General features: G+C 40.3%; 17 protein-coding genes and 1 riboswitch. Of the genes, 16 read left to right on the top strand and 1 reads right to left on the bottom strand.

Annotated features, from left to right (window positions below):
• Nucleotides 1-93 precede the first annotated feature (93 nt).
• From purE to purB, 3 genes are all read left to right on the top strand, one after another.
• Entirely contained in the window at nt 94-582 is a 489-nt protein-coding gene (purE, locus tag OMU_RS12825; protein ID WP_016180339.1) for a 5-(carboxyamino)imidazole ribonucleotide mutase, read from the top strand.
• A complete protein-coding gene (gene purK / locus OMU_RS12820) occupies nt 575-1,696 on the top strand; it encodes a 5-(carboxyamino)imidazole ribonucleotide synthase (RefSeq protein WP_172481263.1) in 1,122 nt (373 codons plus the stop codon). The genes purE and purK overlap by 8 nt, the downstream gene beginning before the upstream one ends.
• A 72-nt stretch (nt 1,697-1,768) precedes the next feature.
• Nucleotides 1,769-3,064, top strand: a complete 1,296-nt coding sequence (gene purB, locus OMU_RS12815; RefSeq protein ID WP_016180337.1) for an adenylosuccinate lyase — start codon at nt 1,769-1,771, stop codon at nt 3,062-3,064.
• A 43-nt stretch (nt 3,065-3,107) separates the two neighbouring features.
• On the opposite strand, the gene OMU_RS12810 is transcribed toward purB, so the two are convergent.
• A complete protein-coding gene (locus tag OMU_RS12810; RefSeq protein ID WP_171030582.1) occupies nt 3,108-3,479 on the bottom strand; it encodes a hypothetical protein in 372 nt (123 codons plus the stop codon).
• 257 nt (nt 3,480-3,736) lie between these two features.
• Here OMU_RS12810 and purC point away from each other — a divergent pair, with 257 nt between their 5' ends.
• From purC to OMU_RS12745, 13 genes are all read left to right on the top strand, one after another.
• On the top strand, nt 3,737-4,453 hold the full coding sequence (purC, locus tag OMU_RS12805; protein WP_016180335.1) for a phosphoribosylaminoimidazolesuccinocarboxamide synthase: 717 nt from the start codon (nt 3,737-3,739) through the stop codon (nt 4,451-4,453).
• Between the two features lie 2 nt (nt 4,454-4,455).
• Complete coding sequence (gene purS, locus OMU_RS12800) at nt 4,456-4,710, top strand: phosphoribosylformylglycinamidine synthase subunit PurS (RefSeq protein WP_016180334.1); 255 nt, start codon at nt 4,456-4,458, stop codon at nt 4,708-4,710.
• Between the two features lies 1 nt (nt 4,711).
• On the top strand, nt 4,712-5,392 hold the full coding sequence (gene purQ, locus OMU_RS12795) for a phosphoribosylformylglycinamidine synthase subunit PurQ (RefSeq protein ID WP_016180333.1): 681 nt from the start codon (nt 4,712-4,714) through the stop codon (nt 5,390-5,392).
• Nucleotides 5,392-7,611 carry a phosphoribosylformylglycinamidine synthase subunit PurL gene (gene purL / locus OMU_RS12790; RefSeq protein ID WP_016180332.1) on the top strand — a complete coding sequence of 740 codons (2,220 nt, stop codon included), beginning with the start codon at nt 5,392-5,394 and terminating at the stop codon, nt 7,609-7,611. Before purQ ends, purL begins: the two co-directional genes overlap by 1 nt.
• Entirely contained in the window at nt 7,596-9,035 is a 1,440-nt protein-coding gene (purF, locus tag OMU_RS12785) for an amidophosphoribosyltransferase (protein ID WP_016180331.1), read from the top strand. Before purL ends, purF begins: the two co-directional genes overlap by 16 nt.
• 197 nt (nt 9,036-9,232) lie before the next feature.
• A complete protein-coding gene (gene purM / locus OMU_RS12780; RefSeq protein ID WP_016180330.1) occupies nt 9,233-10,276 on the top strand; it encodes a phosphoribosylformylglycinamidine cyclo-ligase in 1,044 nt (347 codons plus the stop codon).
• Entirely contained in the window at nt 10,273-10,854 is a 582-nt protein-coding gene (gene purN, locus OMU_RS12775; RefSeq protein ID WP_016180329.1) for a phosphoribosylglycinamide formyltransferase, read from the top strand. The genes purM and purN overlap by 4 nt, the downstream gene beginning before the upstream one ends.
• A gap of 76 nt (nt 10,855-10,930) precedes the next feature.
• Complete coding sequence (gene purH / locus OMU_RS12770; RefSeq protein ID WP_016180328.1) at nt 10,931-12,463, top strand: bifunctional phosphoribosylaminoimidazolecarboxamide formyltransferase/IMP cyclohydrolase; 1,533 nt, start codon at nt 10,931-10,933, stop codon at nt 12,461-12,463.
• Nucleotides 12,464-12,478: 15 nt separating this feature from the next.
• On the top strand, nt 12,479-13,729 hold the full coding sequence (gene purD, locus OMU_RS12765; RefSeq protein ID WP_016180327.1) for a phosphoribosylamine--glycine ligase: 1,251 nt from the start codon (nt 12,479-12,481) through the stop codon (nt 13,727-13,729).
• A gap of 212 nt (nt 13,730-13,941) precedes the next feature.
• Nucleotides 13,942-14,370: a DUF3788 family protein gene (locus OMU_RS12760; RefSeq protein WP_016180326.1), complete on the top strand. Its 429-nt coding sequence runs from the start codon at nt 13,942-13,944 to the stop codon at nt 14,368-14,370.
• A gap of 235 nt (nt 14,371-14,605) precedes the next feature.
• Nucleotides 14,606-15,583 (top strand): GMP reductase, encoded by a 978-nt coding sequence (guaC, locus tag OMU_RS12755; RefSeq protein WP_016180325.1) that lies wholly within the window; start codon nt 14,606-14,608, stop codon nt 15,581-15,583.
• Between the two features lie 241 nt (nt 15,584-15,824).
• Nucleotides 15,825-17,246 (top strand): aminotransferase-like domain-containing protein, encoded by a 1,422-nt coding sequence (locus OMU_RS12750; protein WP_016180324.1) that lies wholly within the window; start codon nt 15,825-15,827, stop codon nt 17,244-17,246.
• Nucleotides 17,247-17,990 (top strand): nitroreductase family protein, encoded by a 744-nt coding sequence (locus tag OMU_RS12745; protein ID WP_016180323.1) that lies wholly within the window; start codon nt 17,247-17,249, stop codon nt 17,988-17,990.
• Nucleotides 17,991-18,014: 24 nt separating this feature from the next.
• Nucleotides 18,015-18,180, top strand: a riboswitch (M-box (ykoK) riboswitch).
• The last annotated feature ends 110 nt before the right edge of the window (nt 18,181-18,290 follow it).

The following is an 18,290-nucleotide window of genomic DNA, read 5'->3' as shown; positions in this document are numbered from 1 at the left end:
ATAGGTTAGAAATATCTATTAATATTCGAATTACGTTTTGACTTACGAAAGTCTACTTGCTAAAATAGGCTTGAATAATGAAAGGGGTAAATTATGAATCCAGAAGTTGCAGTTATTATGGGCAGTACCTCCGATTGGGAGACAATGAAGTTTGCATGCGAAAGTCTTGATGAACTAGGTGTAGCATATGAAAAACGAGTAGTTTCTGCTCATCGCACACCAGATTTAATGTTCGACTTTGCCGAACAAGCTCGCGGCCGAGGAATTAAAGTAATTATCGCAGGAGCAGGAGGAGCAGCTCATTTACCAGGCATGGTAGCAGCCAAGACAACTCTTCCAGTAATCGGTGTTCCTGTTCAATCGAAGGCTTTGAACGGTTTGGACTCATTATTATCAATCGTACAAATGCCAGGTGGTGTCCCTGTGGCCACTACAGCAATCGGAAAAGCTGGAGCAACCAACGCAGGACTACTTGCGGCACAGATGCTTTCAATGTATGATAACAAAGTAGCTGAGCGTCTGGAAAAGAAGCGGCAGCAAATGACAGAAACTGTATTGGAAAGTAGTGAACAACTTGGTTAAATCGTTAAAACCAGGCTCTACGATTGGTATCGTAGGCGGAGGACAACTAGGCCGCATGATGGCAATTAGTGCAAAGGAAATGGGATTTCGTACGGGTGTGATTGATCCAACGGAAGATTGTCCGGCTGCGCAGGTTTCGGATTGGCATATTGTTGCTGATTATGATGATCAAATGGCTTTAGAAGAAATGGCTCGCAGATCGCAGGTGATCACTTATGAGTTTGAAAATGTGGATGTTGATACAATCAATCATATTCAACATTTTGCCAATATACCTCAAGGAACTGACCTATTAGCTATCAGTCAGGATCGCTTGATGGAAAAGTCCTTTTTAGAAAACAATAATATCGTGATTGCTCCTTATGCGACGATCATTAGCCCAACAGATATTCAAGATGCGATCGAGGGGATCGGCTATCCGTGTGTCTTGAAGACAACGCGTGGGGGATATGATGGACATGGACAATATGTTTTGAACAGTACGGCTGACTTAGCACCTTCAATGAATCTTTTGCGTCAAGGTACTTGCGTTCTGGAAGCTTGGATTCCATTTGAAAAAGAGTTGTCGGTTCAAGTGGCAGGAAATAACATTGGCGATTATGTAACATTTCCAGTAGTAGAGAATGTTCACCGTAATAATATTCTGCATGAAACGATCGTACCAGCTGGGATTGATGCCGCAGTGGCAAAAGAGGCGAGTCGCATCGCCAAAGTAATTGCTCAAGGAGTCGATTTAGTGGGCACCCTTTGTGTGGAATTTTTCCTAACCAAAGCTGGCGCGTTATATGTTAACGAGATCGCTCCACGACCACATAATTCTGGGCATTACACGATTGAAGCTTGTAGCATGAGCCAATTTGATGCGCATATTCGTGGAATTTGCGGTTGGCCATTAAGTGAACCCAAGCTATTGTCAAATGCGCTAATGGTCAATGTTTTGGGCGAGAATCTGTTGAAGACTTACGAACTTATTGATTTATGGCCGGAATGGCATTTTCATTATTATGGTAAAGCCATGCCGAAAAAGGGACGCAAAATGGGTCATATTACAATTTTGACGGATAGTATTCAACGAACATTAGATGATATTAAGAAAACCGAAACATGGGACTAATCACTGTATTTGATGATGTGTTTTTGAGTTTATATTTGAAAAAATTAAATGATTTTACAAGGGAGAATAGTAATGATACCTAGATATACAAGAGACGAGATGGGAAATATCTGGAGCGATGAAAATCGTTATAAAGCTTGGTTGGAGGTTGAGATTCTGGCCGATGAAGCATGGGCTGAGCTAGGTGAGATTCCTAAAGAGGATGTTGAAAAGATTCGTGCGAACGCTGGCTTCGATATCAATCGTATCTTAGAAATCGAACAATCAACAAAGCATGATGTTGTAGCCTTTACACGTGCGGTTTCTGAAACATTGGGTGAAGAACGTAAATGGGTTCATTATGGTTTGACTAGTACAGATGTCGTTGACACTGCCTATGGATATTTATATAAACAAGCAAATGATATTTTGCGTCAGGATTTACAGGATTTTCTAACAATCATTGGTGAAAAAGCTTTGGAGCACAAGGATACAGTTATGATGGGGCGGACGCATGGTGTTCATGCAGAGCCTACGACCTTTGGCTTGAAATTAGCTACTTGGTATTCAGAAATGAAACGTAATATCGAGCGTTTCGAACATGCTGCAAAGGGTGTGGAAGCTGGAAAAATTTCTGGTGCAGTCGGTACATTTGCTAATATCCCACCATTTGTTGAAGAATTTGTCTGTGAAAAATTAGGTATTCGCCCGCAGGAAATCTCAACACAAGTCTTACCACGGGATTTACATGCCGAATACTTCTCAAGTCTGGCTTTGATTGCGACATCAATTGAACGTTTTGCAACGGAAATTCGCGGGTTACAAAAATCTGAAACGCGTGAGGTTGAAGAATTTTTCGCAAAAGGACAGAAAGGTTCCTCTGCGATGCCTCATAAACGAAATCCAATCGGTTCAGAAAATATGACTGGTTTGGCTCGTGTTGTACGTGGGCATTTAATTACTGCTTTTGAAGATGTTGCTTTGTGGCACGAGCGTGATATCTCTCATTCCTCTGCGGAACGGATTATTACACCAGATACCACGATTCTAGTTGATTACATGCTGCATCGCTTTGGAAACATTGTGAAGAATCTGACCGTGTTCCCAGATAATATGAAACGCAACATGGAAGCAACATTTGGTTTGATCTATAGTCAGCGAGTGATGCTGAAGTTGATCGATAAAGGCATGACTCGTGAAGAAGCGTATGATTTAGTCCAACCAAAAACAGCCTATGCATGGGATAATCAAACGCAATTTCGTCCGCTTTTGGATGCAGATGAAAAAATTACGAATGTTTTATCCAAAGCTGACTTGGACGATGCTTTTGATTATAACTATCACCTTAAAAATGTCGATACAGTCTTTGAACGTGTCGGAATCAAATAAAAAAACTCTTACCGCATTTTTTTGCGGTAAGAGTTTTTTTGAATTAAGCATAGGAATATACGTCTACAAAGCAACTTTCGTGAAGACGTTCCAATAAACAGCTGATCAGTTGATAATCATAAGTTTGTGAATTCAAACGAATTTCAATCCGATAGGAATTCTTCAAGAAGGAGTGATCCTTTAGCTGCCTGATGATCAACTCATCCTGAGACTGATTGGAAAAATGTAAAGACTGCATGGCTTGAGATTGTCTTGGATGCAGTATTTTTTTTAGATTACGATAGGAATAAAAGCTGGTATTGCAGTTAATACTATGAGTTGTGTCTAGTCCTAATAATGCGTTTAATAAATGTTGCTTGTCTGTTTCTAGCATTGAATCAAGAAATTTTTTAGCTGCTGCCGGCGCATCTAACATAAGCGATTCCCCCATATATATCATTCGAATTAAATATAGCACCATTTTCACAAAATGTAAACGCTGTCTTTGTGTAGCTTCTAAAAAAGAAATAGAACCGCCTGTGATAAACACGAACATTAACAGACTTCTTTTATTATAATATCCGATAAAATATTGAAAAATTCAAATTCAATTGTTACACTGAATAAGAAATTAAGAAACGAACGATTGTTGGAGATCGTTTATAAATGTTCATAAAAAGGGAGCGTTTTGACGTGGAAAAAGGAACTTTAATCTATGAAGGTAAAGCAAAACAATTGTTTCAAACAGATGATCCAGCCATTATATGGGTCGAATATTTGAATCAAGCAACTGCTTTAAATGGGGCAAAGAAGGATCAAATTAGTGGTAAAGGCGAACTTAATAATCAAATCACCGGATTGATCTTTGATTTCTTAAAAAGTAAAGGAATTACTAATCACTATATTAAACAGCTTTCTGAAACAGAACAACTGATTCAAAATGTTGAAATCATTCCTTTAGAGGTAGTCGTACGAAATATAGCTGCCGGCAGCTTTTCAAAGCGATTAGCGATTCCAGAAGGGACTCCTTTAAAATCACCGATTGTTGAGTTCTATTATAAAAACGATGAACTAGATGATCCAATGGTCATTGACGCTCATATTCTTGCTTTAGAACTTGCTACTGCTGAAGAGCTCACTCAGTTGCGTCAGAAGGCTTTAGCAGTTGGTGAGGCACTAACAGAACTATTTGATTCAATAGATATCACATTGGTTGACTTCAAGTTAGAGTTCGGTCGTCAAAAAGATGGCTCGATTTTATTGGCAGATGAGGTTTCTCCTGATACTTGTCGTTTATGGGACAAACAGACAAATGAACATTTAGATAAAGATATTTATCGTCGTGACTTAGGTGACATTATTCCGGTATATCAAGAAGTACTAAATAGATTAGAAAAGCGAGGAGAATAAGGATGTATTTTGTGAAAGTTTATGTAACGTATAAGGATTCTGTATTGGACCCACAAGGAGAAGCTGTAAAAGGGGCTGTGCACCGTATGGGATACAATGAGATCGAGGATGTTCGGATTGGTAAGTATTTTGAGATCAAAGTTGCTAAAAGTGACCGTCCTGTGGAAGAAATGATCGAAGAGGTTTGTGACAAATTATTAGCCAACGTCAATATGGAAACATATCGTTACGAAATTTTGACATCGGAGGAAGTGTAGCATGAAATTTGCGGTCATTGTATTTCCTGGTTCTAACTGTGACTTGGACATGTATTGGGCGATGAAGGAAATCATGGGAGCCGATTGTGAGTATGTTCGGTATGATGCAGACAGCCTTGAAGGATTTGACGGTGTATTATTGCCGGGTGGTTTTTCATACGGCGACTATTTACGCTGTGGTGCGATCGCTCGCTTTGCCAACATTATGTCAGAAGTGATTCGTTTTGCTGAAGAAGGCAAGCCAGTTTTCGGTACGTGTAATGGATTTCAGATTTTAACGGAGGCGGGACTTTTACCAGGAGCTTTACGTCGTAATGAATCCTTGAAATTTATCAGTAAAATTACGCCGCTTAGAGTTGTGAACAATCAAACAAAATTTACATCTGAATATCAAGCAGATGAAGTAATTCAAATCCCAGTCGCCCACGGTGAGGGAAATTATTACTGTGATGATGAAACATTAGCTGAGTTAAAAGCGAACAATCAAATCGTCTTCACTTATGAAGGTGAAAATATTAATGGAAGTATCGAGAATATTGCCGGCATTACGAACAAAGCTGGTAACGTCTTAGGTATGATGCCTCACCCAGAGCGAGCAATGGAAAAACTGCTAGGTTCTGATGACGGTAAGAAGTTTTTTGCTTCTATTTTAACTAATTTTGGAAAGGTGACTGCAAACTAATGATGAAATTAGAACCGACGGCGCAAGAAATCAAGGATCAGCGTATTTACGCTGGTTGGGGACTGACTGATGAAGAATATCGTTTGATTTCAGAAGACATTCTTGGACGTTTGCCAAATTATACAGAAACAGGACTTTTCTCTGTTATGTGGAGTGAGCATTGTTCATATAAAAACTCGAAGCCAGTTCTGCGTAAATTCCCAACGGATGGACCGCAAGTATTACAAGGACCAGGAGAAGGTGCCGGAATTGTTGATATCGGTGACAATCAGGCTGTTGTTTTCAAAGCAGAAAGTCACAACCATCCTTCAGCTGTTGAACCTTATGAAGGTGCCGCAACAGGTGTTGGTGGAATCATCCGCGATATTTTCAGTATGGGTGCACGTCCAATCGCGGTCTTAGATTCTTTACGCTTTGGGGAATTAACGACGGAACGGACAAAATATTTATTAGAAGAGATTGTTGCTGGAATTAGCGGTTACGGAAACTGTATTGGTATCCCGACAGTTGGCGGAGAAGTAGCTTTTGATCCTTGTTATGAAGGTAATCCTTTAGTCAACGCGATGTGTGTTGGTTTGATCGATCATAAGGACATCCAAAAAGGACAGGCCAAAGGTGTCGGCAATTCCATCATGTATGTCGGCGCAAAAACGGGACGTGATGGAATTCATGGAGCGACTTTTGCTTCAGAAGAATTCGTCGAAGGTGAAGAACAGCAGCGTTCTGCCGTTCAGGTTGGCGATCCTTTCATGGAAAAATTATTGTTAGAGGCCTGTTTGGAATTAATTTTAGATCATTCAGATATCTTGGTAGGTATTCAAGATATGGGGGCTGCTGGATTAGTCTCTTCTAGTTCAGAAATGGCTTCAAAAGCTGGATCTGGATTGAAGCTTTATTTAGATGATGTGCCGCAACGGGAAACGCATATGACGCCGTATGAAATGATGTTATCTGAATCACAAGAACGGATGCTCATTTGTGTAGAACAAGGGCATGAAGATGAAGTTGTTGAACTATTTAAACGTTATGAGTTAGATGCGGTTACGATTGGCGAGGTAACAGATGATGGATTATATCGTTTGTACCATCATGGAGAAGAAGTAGCTAACTTACCAGTTGATGCGCTTGCTGAAGAGGCTCCTGTTTACGAAAATGAGAAGCGTGAACCAGTACGGATTCAAGAATTTGCCAATATGGAAGATTTCAAACCAGAAGTGGCAGATGCTTCTGAAACATTATTAGCATTGTTGCAACAACCGACGATCGCCTCAAAGAGAATGATCTATGAAACCTATGACTCGCAAGTACGAACGAATACAGTTGTTCGACCAGGAAGCGACGCAGCTGTCTTACGGGTTCGCGGAACAAACAAGGCATTGGCGATGACAACTGATTGTAATGCACGCTATTTATATTTAAATCCTGAAATCGGCGGACAAATTGCAGTGGCTGAAGCAGCGCGGAATATTGTTGCATCTGGAGGACAGCCGTTAGCGATCACGGACTGTTTAAACTATGGCTCGCCAGAAAAACCAGAGGGATTCTGGGAATTATGGACCTCAGCCGATGGTATTTCAGAAGCTTGCCGTACGTTGAACACCCCGGTTATCTCAGGAAATGTTTCGATGTATAACGAAACTAACGGTAAAGCTATTTATCCAACACCGATGATCGGTATGGTTGGTTTGATCGAAGACCTGTCACATATTACGACGCAGGAATTCAAAGCTGCTGGTGATTTGGTTTATCTCGTTGGTGAAACTAAAGCAGACTTTGATGGTACCGAGATTCAAAAAATGCAAAAAGGCTTGATTGAAGGGAAATTAATGGACTTTGATTTAGCTGTTGAGAAGGCAAATCAAGACTTAGTCCTTTCAGCAATCAAAGCGGACTTAGTAGCAAGTGCTCATGATTGTGCGGAAGGTGGTCTGGCAGTGGCAGTCGCAGAATCAGCATTTACTAATCAGCTTGGCGTTGACATCACTGTGGAAATGCCTGTCGAAAATCTGTTTGCAGAAACACAATCACGTTTTGTTTTATCTGTAAAACCAGAGAAACAAGCAGAATTCGAAGCTTTAGCAGGTGATAAAGCAGTGAAAATCGGTGAAGTAACTAATACAGGCGACTTGAAGTTGACTGCACTTGGCGGTGAAATCAACGTCGCTACTAAGAAAGCTGAAGAATTATGGGAGGAAGCCATTCCATGTTTAATGAAGTAAAAAGTTTAAATGAAGAGTGTGGCGTTTTTGGCATCTGGGGACACCCAGATGCTGCGCGCGTCACTTATTTTGGCTTACACAGCTTACAGCATCGCGGACAAGAAGGTGCTGGAATTGTCAGCAACGATGCAGGAAAATTAAATGGACATCGTGGGCTAGGCCTTCTTTCAGAGGTATTTAAAAATGAGCGTCAATTGAGTCGCTTGACTGGTCAAGCAGCGATTGGACATGTTCGTTATGCTACGGCGGGAACAAGCAGTGTGGATAATATTCAACCTTTTTTATTCAATTTTTATGATGGTGCCTTTGCTTTGGCTCACAATGGGAATTTGACGAATGCGAAAAGCTTGCGAAAAGAACTAGAAATTGATGGGGCGATCTTCCATTCGAATTCTGACACGGAAATTTTGATGCATTTGATTCGCCGCAGTCAAAAGGAAACTTTGTGTGAACGCATGAAGGAAGCATTGAACACTGTCAAAGGCGGTTTTGCCTACTTGATGCTAACAGAAGATTCCATGGTAGCAGCACTTGACCCGAATGGTTTTCGGCCATTGTCAATCGGTCAAATGGTCAACGGCGCCTATGTAGTTGCGTCAGAAACCTGTGCGTTAGAAGTCGTAGGTGCGAAATTTATTCAAGATGTTAATCCAGGCGAGATTATCACCATCAATGATGAAGGGTTAAAAGTCGAAAGCTTTACTGAGAATACGCAACACGCGATCTGCTCCATGGAGTACATCTACTTTGCACGACCAGACTCGAATATCGCAGGCGTAAATGTCCATAGTGCTCGTAAAAATATGGGGCGGATCTTAGCTAATGAGGCTGAAATTGAAGCTGATATGGTTGTTGGTGTTCCAAATTCGTCTTTGTCTGCTGCCAGCGGATATGCAGAAGAATCTGGGATTCCTTATGAAATGGGATTAGTAAAAAATCAGTATGTGGCACGGACCTTCATTCAGCCGACTCAAGAATTACGTGAGCAAGGAGTACGAATGAAGCTTTCAGCTGTGCGAGGAGTCGTTGAAGGAAAACGCGTCATCATGGTCGATGATTCGATTGTGCGGGGAACGACTAGTCGACGGATCGTCAATCTTTTAAAAGAAGCGGGCGCGAAAGAGGTCCATGTACGGATTGCTTCGCCGCCATTACGTTACCCGTGTTTTTATGGGATTGATATTCAGACTCGTAAAGAGTTGATTGCAGCGAACCATTCAATTGAAGAAATTCGCGAAATGATCGGTGCAGATTCGTTGTCATTTTTAAGTGAAGATGGATTAATCAATGCTATTGGATTAGATTTTGATGCACCTTATTCCGGATTATGTATGGCGTATTTTAATGGAGACTATCCAACGCCGCTTTATGACTATGAAGAGCATTATCAAGCAACTTTGAAGGAAAAAATTTCATTCTATTAAAAATAAACGGTTGAAGAAATTACAAAAATTAAACAAATGAAGATTTTAGTTCCACTTTTCTCAGGACACGCCGTTGAAATAAGAAAACTCACTTCTATTTAAAAAGGTATAAATGTTTATTGGAATGGTATGTAGCATGAAAAAATCATTTTCGTTTTTTGAAGAATAGACACAATAATAATTAGGGAGCGGATCTAGTGGGAAATGCATATTCTAGAGCTGGCGTTGATGTAGAAGCTGGTTACGAGGTAGTAGAACGAATTAAAAAGCACGTAAAAAGAACCGAACGTTTAGGTGTTATGGGAGCAATCGGTGGTTTTGGAGGCTGTTTCGACCTTAGTCAATTTGACTTAAAGGAGCCCGTTTTAGTTTCTGGAACGGATGGTGTAGGGACAAAGCTGATGGTCGCAATTCAAGCAGATAAGCATGATACGATTGGAATCGATTGTGTAGCAATGTGCGTCAACGATATCGTGGCTCAAGGAGCTGAACCGCTTTATTTCCTAGATTACATCGCTACAGGTAAAAATGTGCCAGCACGTTTAGAGCAAGTAGTTGCAGGAGTTGCAGAAGGCTGCGTTCAAGCAGGAGCTGCGTTGATCGGTGGCGAAACAGCAGAAATGCCAGGAATGTATGGTGAAGATGATTACGATCTAGCTGGTTTTACTGTTGGTATTGCTGAAAAAAGACAAATGATTACCGGAGAAAAAATTCAAGCTGGGGATGTCTTAGTAGGTTTACCATCGTCAGGAATTCATTCAAACGGGTATTCGTTAGTTCGTAAAGTTTTCTTTGAAACAAACAGCTTTGCACTTGATGAAAAATTACCAGAACTATCTGGGAAACTTAGTGATGAGATTTTAACACCGACTAGAATTTACGTAGAAGCAGTGCTTCCTTTAGTTAAAAAAGAATTAGTGAACGGTATCGCCCATGTGACTGGTGGCGGCTTTGTGGAGAATTTACCACGTATGTTGCCAGAAAAATTAGCTTGTGAAATTGAACTGGGCTCTTGGCCAGTGTTACCGATTTTTAACGCATTGGAAAAATATGGTGAGATTCCTGAAATGGAAATGTATGAAATTTTCAACATGGGAATTGGTATGGTATTGGCTGTTGCGCCAGAAAAATTAGCAGAGTTGCAAGCTGATTTGAAGGAGCGAAATGAAGCTACTTTTGTAATCGGTAAAGTAACAGAAAAGAAAGATACTGCGATTGTTTTTAAAGGGGCAAAGGCATGAGAATAGCTGTTTTAGCTTCAGGAAATGGATCGAATTTCGAAGTGATCGCTCAAGCAATTAAGGATAAAGAGATTGACGCTGAGTTAGTTCTGCTTTTTTCAGATCATCATGATGCGTACGTGCTAGAACGTGGAAAAAAATTCGGTGTTCCTTGTGAAAGCTTTGAGCTAAAAGAGTTTTCTGATAAGAAAAACTATGAAGCTGCACTGTTAGAACTACTGAAGCGTTATAAAGCGGAGTTAGTCGTATTGGCAGGCTATATGCGAATCATCGGAAAAGAGTTACTAGAAGCTTTTCCTAATCGGATCGTTAATATTCATCCAGCTTTGCTTCCAAATTTTCCGGGCTTGCACGGAATTAAAGATGCTTATGAAGCCGGAGTAAAGGAAACGGGCGTTACGATCCATTTTGTGGATAGCGGGGTAGATACCGGTCCAATTATTGCACAAGGAAAGGTGCAAGTTGCTGAATCGGACCGTTTGGAGGATTTAGAGAAAAAAATCCATCAAGTAGAGCACCAGCTGTATCCGCAGGTTTTAGCGGAAATAGTCAAAGAATTTCATCGAGATAAAGAGTAAAAGTATTAAGCCATTTCTTCGCAGACTTAACAAATGTTAGGCAAAAAGTGAAAAAACTTTCTAAAGGAGAGTCATCATGACAAGAGCATTGATTAGTGTTTCAGATAAAACCGGAATTGTAGAATTTACTAAAGGTTTGGTTCAAGCAGGAATCGAGATTATTTCTACTGGCGGGACTAAAAAAGTTTTAGACGAAGCGGGGATTTCAACGTTAAGTATTGATGAAGTAACCGGCTTTCCTGAAATGATGGATGGTCGAGTAAAAACGCTGCATCCAAAAATTCATGGTGGATTGTTAGGCCGTCGAGATTTGACAACACACATGGAGGCGATGGATGAGCACGGTATTCAGCCAATTGATTTTGTTTGTGTAAATCTATACCCGTTTAAAGAAACGATTTCCAAGCCGGAGGTAACTGAAGCAGAAGCGATTGAAAATATTGATATCGGTGGCCCAAGTATGCTGCGTTCTGCCGCTAAAAACTTTGCATCAGTCACAGTAGTTGTTGATCCTAAAGATTATGCGCTTGTTTTAGCCGAGATCAAAAGTGATCAAGTGACTTCATTAGCGACACGCAAACGTTTAGCTGCGAAGGTTTTCCGTCATACAGCAGCTTATGACGCGTTGATCGCGGATTACTTAACAAAGAGTGTGGGTGAAGTTGAACCAGAAAAAATGACATTGACTTATGAATTGAAGCAGCCTTTGCGTTATGGGGAGAATAGTCATCAAACTGCAGCTTTTTACCAAAATGCTCTACCTGTTTCTTATTCAATTGCGAGTGCCCATCAATTACACGGAAAAGAACTGTCATACAATAATATTAAGGATGCAGATGCGGCGATCCGAATTGCTAGAGAATTTACTGAGCCAACAGTTGTCGCATTAAAACACATGAATCCATGCGGAATCGGTAGTGGACGGACAATTGCGGAAGCCTATCAATTCGCTTATGAAGCAGATCCAACTTCCATTTTCGGAGGAATTTTGGTAGCAAATCGTGAAATTGATTTAGAAACGGCAGAGGAAATGCATAAGTTATTCTTAGAGATTATCATCGCTCCAAGCTTTAGCAAAGAGGCCTTTAACGTGCTGTCAGGTAAGAAAAACTTACGACTAATGACCTTAGATTTCAGCGACCAAGCAAGTAATCAACCAGAAGTTGTATCTGTTTTAGGGGGATTATTGGTTCAGGATCAAGATGTTGTCGAAGAAATTCCTGAGGAGTGGGAAGTTGCAACGGATCGCAAACCTACAGCGGAAGAATTGAGAGCTTTAGCTTTTGCATGGAAAGCTGTTAAGCACGTAAAATCGAATGCAATTGTTGTAGCAAATGAACATCAAACAGTGGGTGTTGGTGCAGGACAAATGAATCGTGTTGGTTCTGTCAAAATTGCTTTAGAAGAAGCAAAAGGACGGATGGATGGCGCTGTTTTAGCAAGCGACGCGTATTTCCCGATGGATGATAGTGTAGAATATGCTGCACAGCACGGAATTAAAGCAATCGTTCAGCCGGGTGGAAGTATTCGTGACAAGGATTCGATCGCAATGGCTAATAAATATGGCGTAGCGATGGTCTTCACTGGCGTTCGTCATTTCAGACACTAATTTGAGGAGGACTCAATGAAAATACTAATTATTGGTAGCGGTGGTCGTGAGCATGCCATCGCCAAAAAAATGTTGGAGAGTTCGCATGTAACGGATATTTTTTGTGCTAAGGGAAACCCAGGCATGAAGAAGGACGGTATTCAACTAGTGGATATCGCAGAGGATAAGCATGAAGAGTTGATCTCTTTTGCTAAAGATCAGGAGATTGATTGGACATTCGTTGGGCCAGAGATTCCTTTATTGAATGGCATCGTAGACGATTTTCAAGCAGCGGGTCTTCGTATCTTCGGACCGAATAAAGCAGCCGCAATGATCGAAGGATCAAAGGAATTTGCTAAAAAAATCATGGTAGACAATCAGATTCCTACGGCTGATTATGAGGCGTTCACCGACTACGAAGCCGCTTGCGCGTACGTGAAGGAAAAAGGTGCGCCAATCGTGATCAAAGCAGATGGATTAGCAGCGGGCAAGGGCGTTACGGTTGCTATGACATTAGATGAAGCGCTGCAGGCTTTAAAGGAAATGATGACGGATCATCGTTTTGGTGAAAGCGGAGATAAAGTTGTTGTTGAAGAATTTTTAGCTGGTGAAGAATTTTCATTGCTTGCTTTTGTAAAAAATGAAAAAGTTTATCCAATGGTCATTGCACAGGATCACAAACGGGCTTATGATAACGACCTGGGACCAAATACTGGGGGAATGGGCGCCTACTCGCCGGTACCGCAAATCCCTTCAGAAATGGTCGATACTGCTGTTGAGAAAATTTTGAAGGCCGCTGCATTGGGAATGGTGAAAAACGGGACATCATTTACAGGTATTTTATATGCAGGATTGATTGCTACAGATGCTGGACCGAAAGTGATTGAATTCAACGCTCGCTTTGGCGACCCCGAAACACAAGTGGTTCTACCAAGATTAACCAGTGATCTTGCACAAGTGATTGATGATATTTTAAACGATCAAGAACCAGAATTGGTTTGGAGTGATCAGGCATCTGTCGGCGTTGTACTAGCGGCTGAAGGTTATCCTAATGCGTATCAAAAAGGAATGCCTACTCCAAGTTTTGATGATCAGGTTACGATTTATTATGCAGGAGTTGTTGATGATCAAGGAGAAATACGGGCATCAGGCGGACGCGTACTCCTAGTAGAAGCAGAAGCAGAAACGATTGAGGCGGCACAAACGAAGGTTTATCAAGCTTTGGATCATGCAAAGACTGAGGGTTATTTCTACCGAAAAGATATTGGAGCAAAATCATTAAAATAAATAAAAAACGGCCAGTCGGTCGTTTTTTTTGTTCAAAAGGGTAGCGGATTAAAAAAATGACAGCTTTAATTAAAAGTGGTAAACTGAATATGAAAAAAGCGTTAAAAAAATATATGAATTTGAAGAAAAATAAAAAGAATTTAACTCATAGAGGCAATTGCATTCGTTAGAATTATTTTTCATTCCAAAGCGTATTGAAAGAGGCGAGGACTATGGAAAGGAAACGATCCAAAGCTGATGATGAGAACCACGAGTTGCAGATGATTTTATCCGGACTACCCAATTCTCAGTATTTAAAAATTTTATTAGCTCAAATCATGAGACATTATGAGCCAACGATCAAATATATTTTCCAAAAACAAATAGGATGGAAACTGGTAATCGAGCAATATGATGGGGTGCTTTGCTGCATCCAGATTCATGAAACCTATTTCTCAGTAATGACACCTTTTCCAGATTTTGGAATCAGCTATTTAACACCGATGGTAAAAGTGATGTCGGAGGAGTTCAAAGAAAAGTTCGAAGATGTATCAAAAAATACGCAGCAGATCGAAATGAAAGTAACTAATGAAGAGGAAATGGAAGACGTTATCTTCTTAGTTAGTTTACAAGCGAAAAAATTAAGGAATGCCTTAGTTTGAAAACTAAATGTTCGTGTTTTTTGTAATAAATTTCAAAATCAGCTTGCTTTTCAGGTGGATATGTTGTAAATTACATAGGGCGATACTGCCCTATGTTTTTTTATGGTTCATACTTTTCATAGTGAACAGTATAAAAATAGGTGTTTGGAAAAGGAAATTACTTTATCCTATTTGATGCAATGAAATGTATGAAAAAAATAAAATGAGATAGTGATCTTATTCATTGGAGGCCCATATGAAAGTATTTGATTATGAAGATATTCAGTTAATTCCTAATAAGTGTATTGTGAACAGTCGATCAGAATGTGATACAACCGTTCAATTAGGAAAGTTTAGTTTCAAGATGCCTGTCGTACCAGCCAATATGCAAACGATTATTGATGAAAGTATTGCGGAATTTTTGGCTGAAAACGGGTACTTCTATATTATGCATCGTTTTTATGAAGAGGAACGAATCCCATTCATCAAGAAAATGCAGTCTCGCGGCCTGTTTACTTCCATCAGTGTGGGGGTAAAAGGATATGAATATGATTTTGTGAAGCAGTTGGCAGAGGAAAAGTTGAATCCAGACTATATTACCATCGACATTGCTCATGGTCATTCTGATCCGGTAATCAATATGATTAAGCACATTAAAAAATATTTGCCGGAAACCTTTGTGATTGCTGGCAACGTTGGTACGCCTGAAGCTGTTCGTGAATTAGAAAATGCAGGAGCTGATGCAACCAAGCTTGGAATCGGACCTGGAAAAGTATGTATTACTAAGATTAAGACTGGATTTGGAACTGGCGGCTGGCAATTAGCAGCATTGAGTTGGTGTGCCAAGGCAGCACGCAAACCGATTATTGCTGACGGTGGAATTCGAACTCATGGAGACATTGCCAAATCAATTCGTTTTGGCGCGACAATGGTTATGATTGGTTCATTATTTGCCGGTCATGAAGAATCTCCTGGCGAGACCAAGGTAGAAGACGGTGTCGTTTATAAAGAATATTTTGGCAGTGCCTCTGAATTCCAAAAGGGCGAGAAGAAAAACGTGGAAGGTAAAAAGATCTGGATTCCTTATAAAGGTTCTTTAAAGGATACTTTAGTAGAGATGCAGCAAGATCTTCAGTCGTCGATTTCTTATGCTGGAGGCAACGATTTAGAAGCCTTGCAAAAAGTTGACTATGTAGTGGTTAAGAATTCAATCTTTAATGGCGATACGATTTAAAGGTTTTTAGAAAACTTTTAAAAACATTTCAATAGTCTTTAAAGAATTAGGTTAATAAAGTATGCACGGACGTTTATCCTACTATCTATCACGGATAGTAGGATAAACGTCCGATTTTTTCATATTTTCTGACGTATTTCAAAATGCATTTGATAATTCCTTTCAGGAGCTTTTTGTACGTTTGACAGCAAAGTATAATTGGTTTAGTTTTAAGTCATCCAATAATAAGTGAGGAAAACGTATGTGGCAATTAGCGGAGAAAAAAACGACCCCAATCTATCAACAAATTATCGAACAGATTATCTCCTATATTCAAGACGGCACGTTGCAACCAGGGGATAAGCTACCCGCAGAACGCAAACTAGCAGAATATTATCAAGTGAATCGTTCAACCGTTGTTCACGCATTGGAGGAACTGGCTAGTCTTGGCTGGGTATTGCGGCGACAAGGCAGCGGAACCATTGTGAACGAAGGAAACTGGGGACGAAGCACTATTCCCAGAGTGGATTGGCGCAGCTTATTTACGCAGGAGACTCTTCCAAAGGAACCATTTGTAGAAAAAGCTTATCCATTGCTGAAGAATCCTGATGCTATTGATCTGTACTCAGGGGAACTGCCGTTAAGTATGATTCCAGATTTTCGTTTTCCTTCCTATACATGGGAAGAGTTATTGCTTGAAGAAAAAAAGCAAAGTCCATTAGGCTATCGTCCTTTGCAGCAAGTAATCTGTCAGCGAATCAAGTTAGAGCAGAAAATCGATGTCTCTTCGAATCAAGTCCTAATTACTTCAGGCGCACAACAAGCAATGTTTTTATTATTGCAGGTGATGCTCCAAAGTGGAGATAGTGTGGCAATTGAAGATCCTTCATTTTTATACTCCCTACCAATTTTTGCTAGCGCCGGGGTCAGACTCTATGGCGTAGAAATGGATCGGGAAGGAATGAGGATTGATAAATTGGAACAATTGATTCTGACTAAAAAAATCAAACTGATTATTCTCAATCCGACTTTTCAAAATCCAACTGGGACAACGATGTCGGAGAAACGCAGAAATGAGTTAATCGAACTCAGTCTTAAATACCAGCTGCCGATCGTAGAAGATGAAGTGTTCAGCGAGATGAATTTCGGGAAAACGCCGCCGTCTTTAAAAGAACTTGCTCCCCACCAAGTCATTCATCTAGGTTCACTTTCAAAGATATTTGGTTCTTCAATCAAAATTGGCTGGGTCGTGGCTGATCAAAATTTAATTCAACGCTTATCTGAAGCCAAACAAATGATGGATTTTTCTATCAGTGTTTTTCCGCAGGTCATTGCACATACTGCCTTAACAGATCCACAATTCGAGCAGAACCAAGCAGAATTAGTTGTTACTTTAAAGCAGAAGGCCAAAGATTTTATTGATCAGGCAAAATCAATTGCTGAGGATTGGCATATATCGTCTATCGAGGGTGGCATTTATGTATATCTGACTTGGCGTCATCAGCGCTTAACCCGAAAAGATTGGGATATTTTTCTGCGAGAAAAATTAGTGATTGCCCCCGCATTTTTATTTAGTAATGATACAATGGCAATGAGAGTGAATTATACTCGAATGACGGATCAAACACGACAAGAATTTTTTTCTAAGTTGTTTGTAATTTCAAAGGAATTAAGGAGGAGTTAAATGGAAGCGTTAGAAGTGATGAATCAGCACAGAACATATCGGAATTTTGATGAAACCTACCAATTATCAGAAGCAGAGCTGCAAAAGATTCTGCAAGCTAGTCGTCAAGCTCCCAGCTGGATGAACGGTCAAATGTACAGCATCATTGTCGTAAGGGATACGGAGATCCGCCGGCAGCTCGTGGCAATGAATCCTGGAAATTCTCATATGCTGCATAGTTCAGTATTTTTAGTATTTGTAGCGGATTTGAAACGGACGCAAAAGGTAGCTGAGCAGTATGAGATGGATTATCGAATTAACGAAGGATTTGATCCATTGATCACGGCTGTTACCGATACAGCGTTAGCGTTGGAAAATGCAGTAATTGCGACTGAAGCATTGGGATTAGGTTCTGTAGTTGTGGGGTCTATTCGCAAAGATATTGCAGAGGTAAGCAAACTATTAAAACTGCCCGATTATGTGCTGCCGGTCGCAGGCTTGAGTATTGGAAAGCCTAATGTGGATATGCGAATAAAACCAAGATTGCCAGAAGAAGCGGTGATTCATTATGACACATATAAAGATTACGATTATTCTTTGATTGAAGAGTATGATGATACGATGGAAAAATTTGCAGAGGCTCGTGAAACGAAATTATGGAGCAAAAAGTTTGCAGATTATTTCAGCAGTTCACCAAACAAAAAAGTTGATGAATTTCTGAAAATCAATAAATTTTTCAGTGTTACGTTTGACACCGATAAGTAAGTGACTTATAGTAAGGATGAAAATTAAATTAATTGTTAGGTGAGGCTCCTATACGGACACAGGCTACTGCCCAAAAATGTCGAGAGACGCCAATGGGTATAACAGGGATTATCGTGAAGGTGATTCATAACGTAGCTGACAGATTCTGTCTACGCCCTATAGTGCTAAAGCTCGACGATGAACATGAATGAAACTTTCGCGCGTGCTCATTTTCGAGTGCGCGCTTTATTTGTGTCCTAAAGCGCCTAGACTGTTAACGAAATGAAAGGATGTGAGGAAGATGGATCATGAAGATAGTCG

It is taken from the genome of Enterococcus avium ATCC 14025 (assembly GCF_000406965.1).
In the GTDB taxonomy this organism is placed as follows: Bacteria; Bacillota; Bacilli; order Lactobacillales; family Enterococcaceae; genus Enterococcus_A; species Enterococcus_A avium.
Note: the sequence above shows the minus strand (reverse complement) of the source record. Positions and strands in the feature narration are given on the sequence as shown.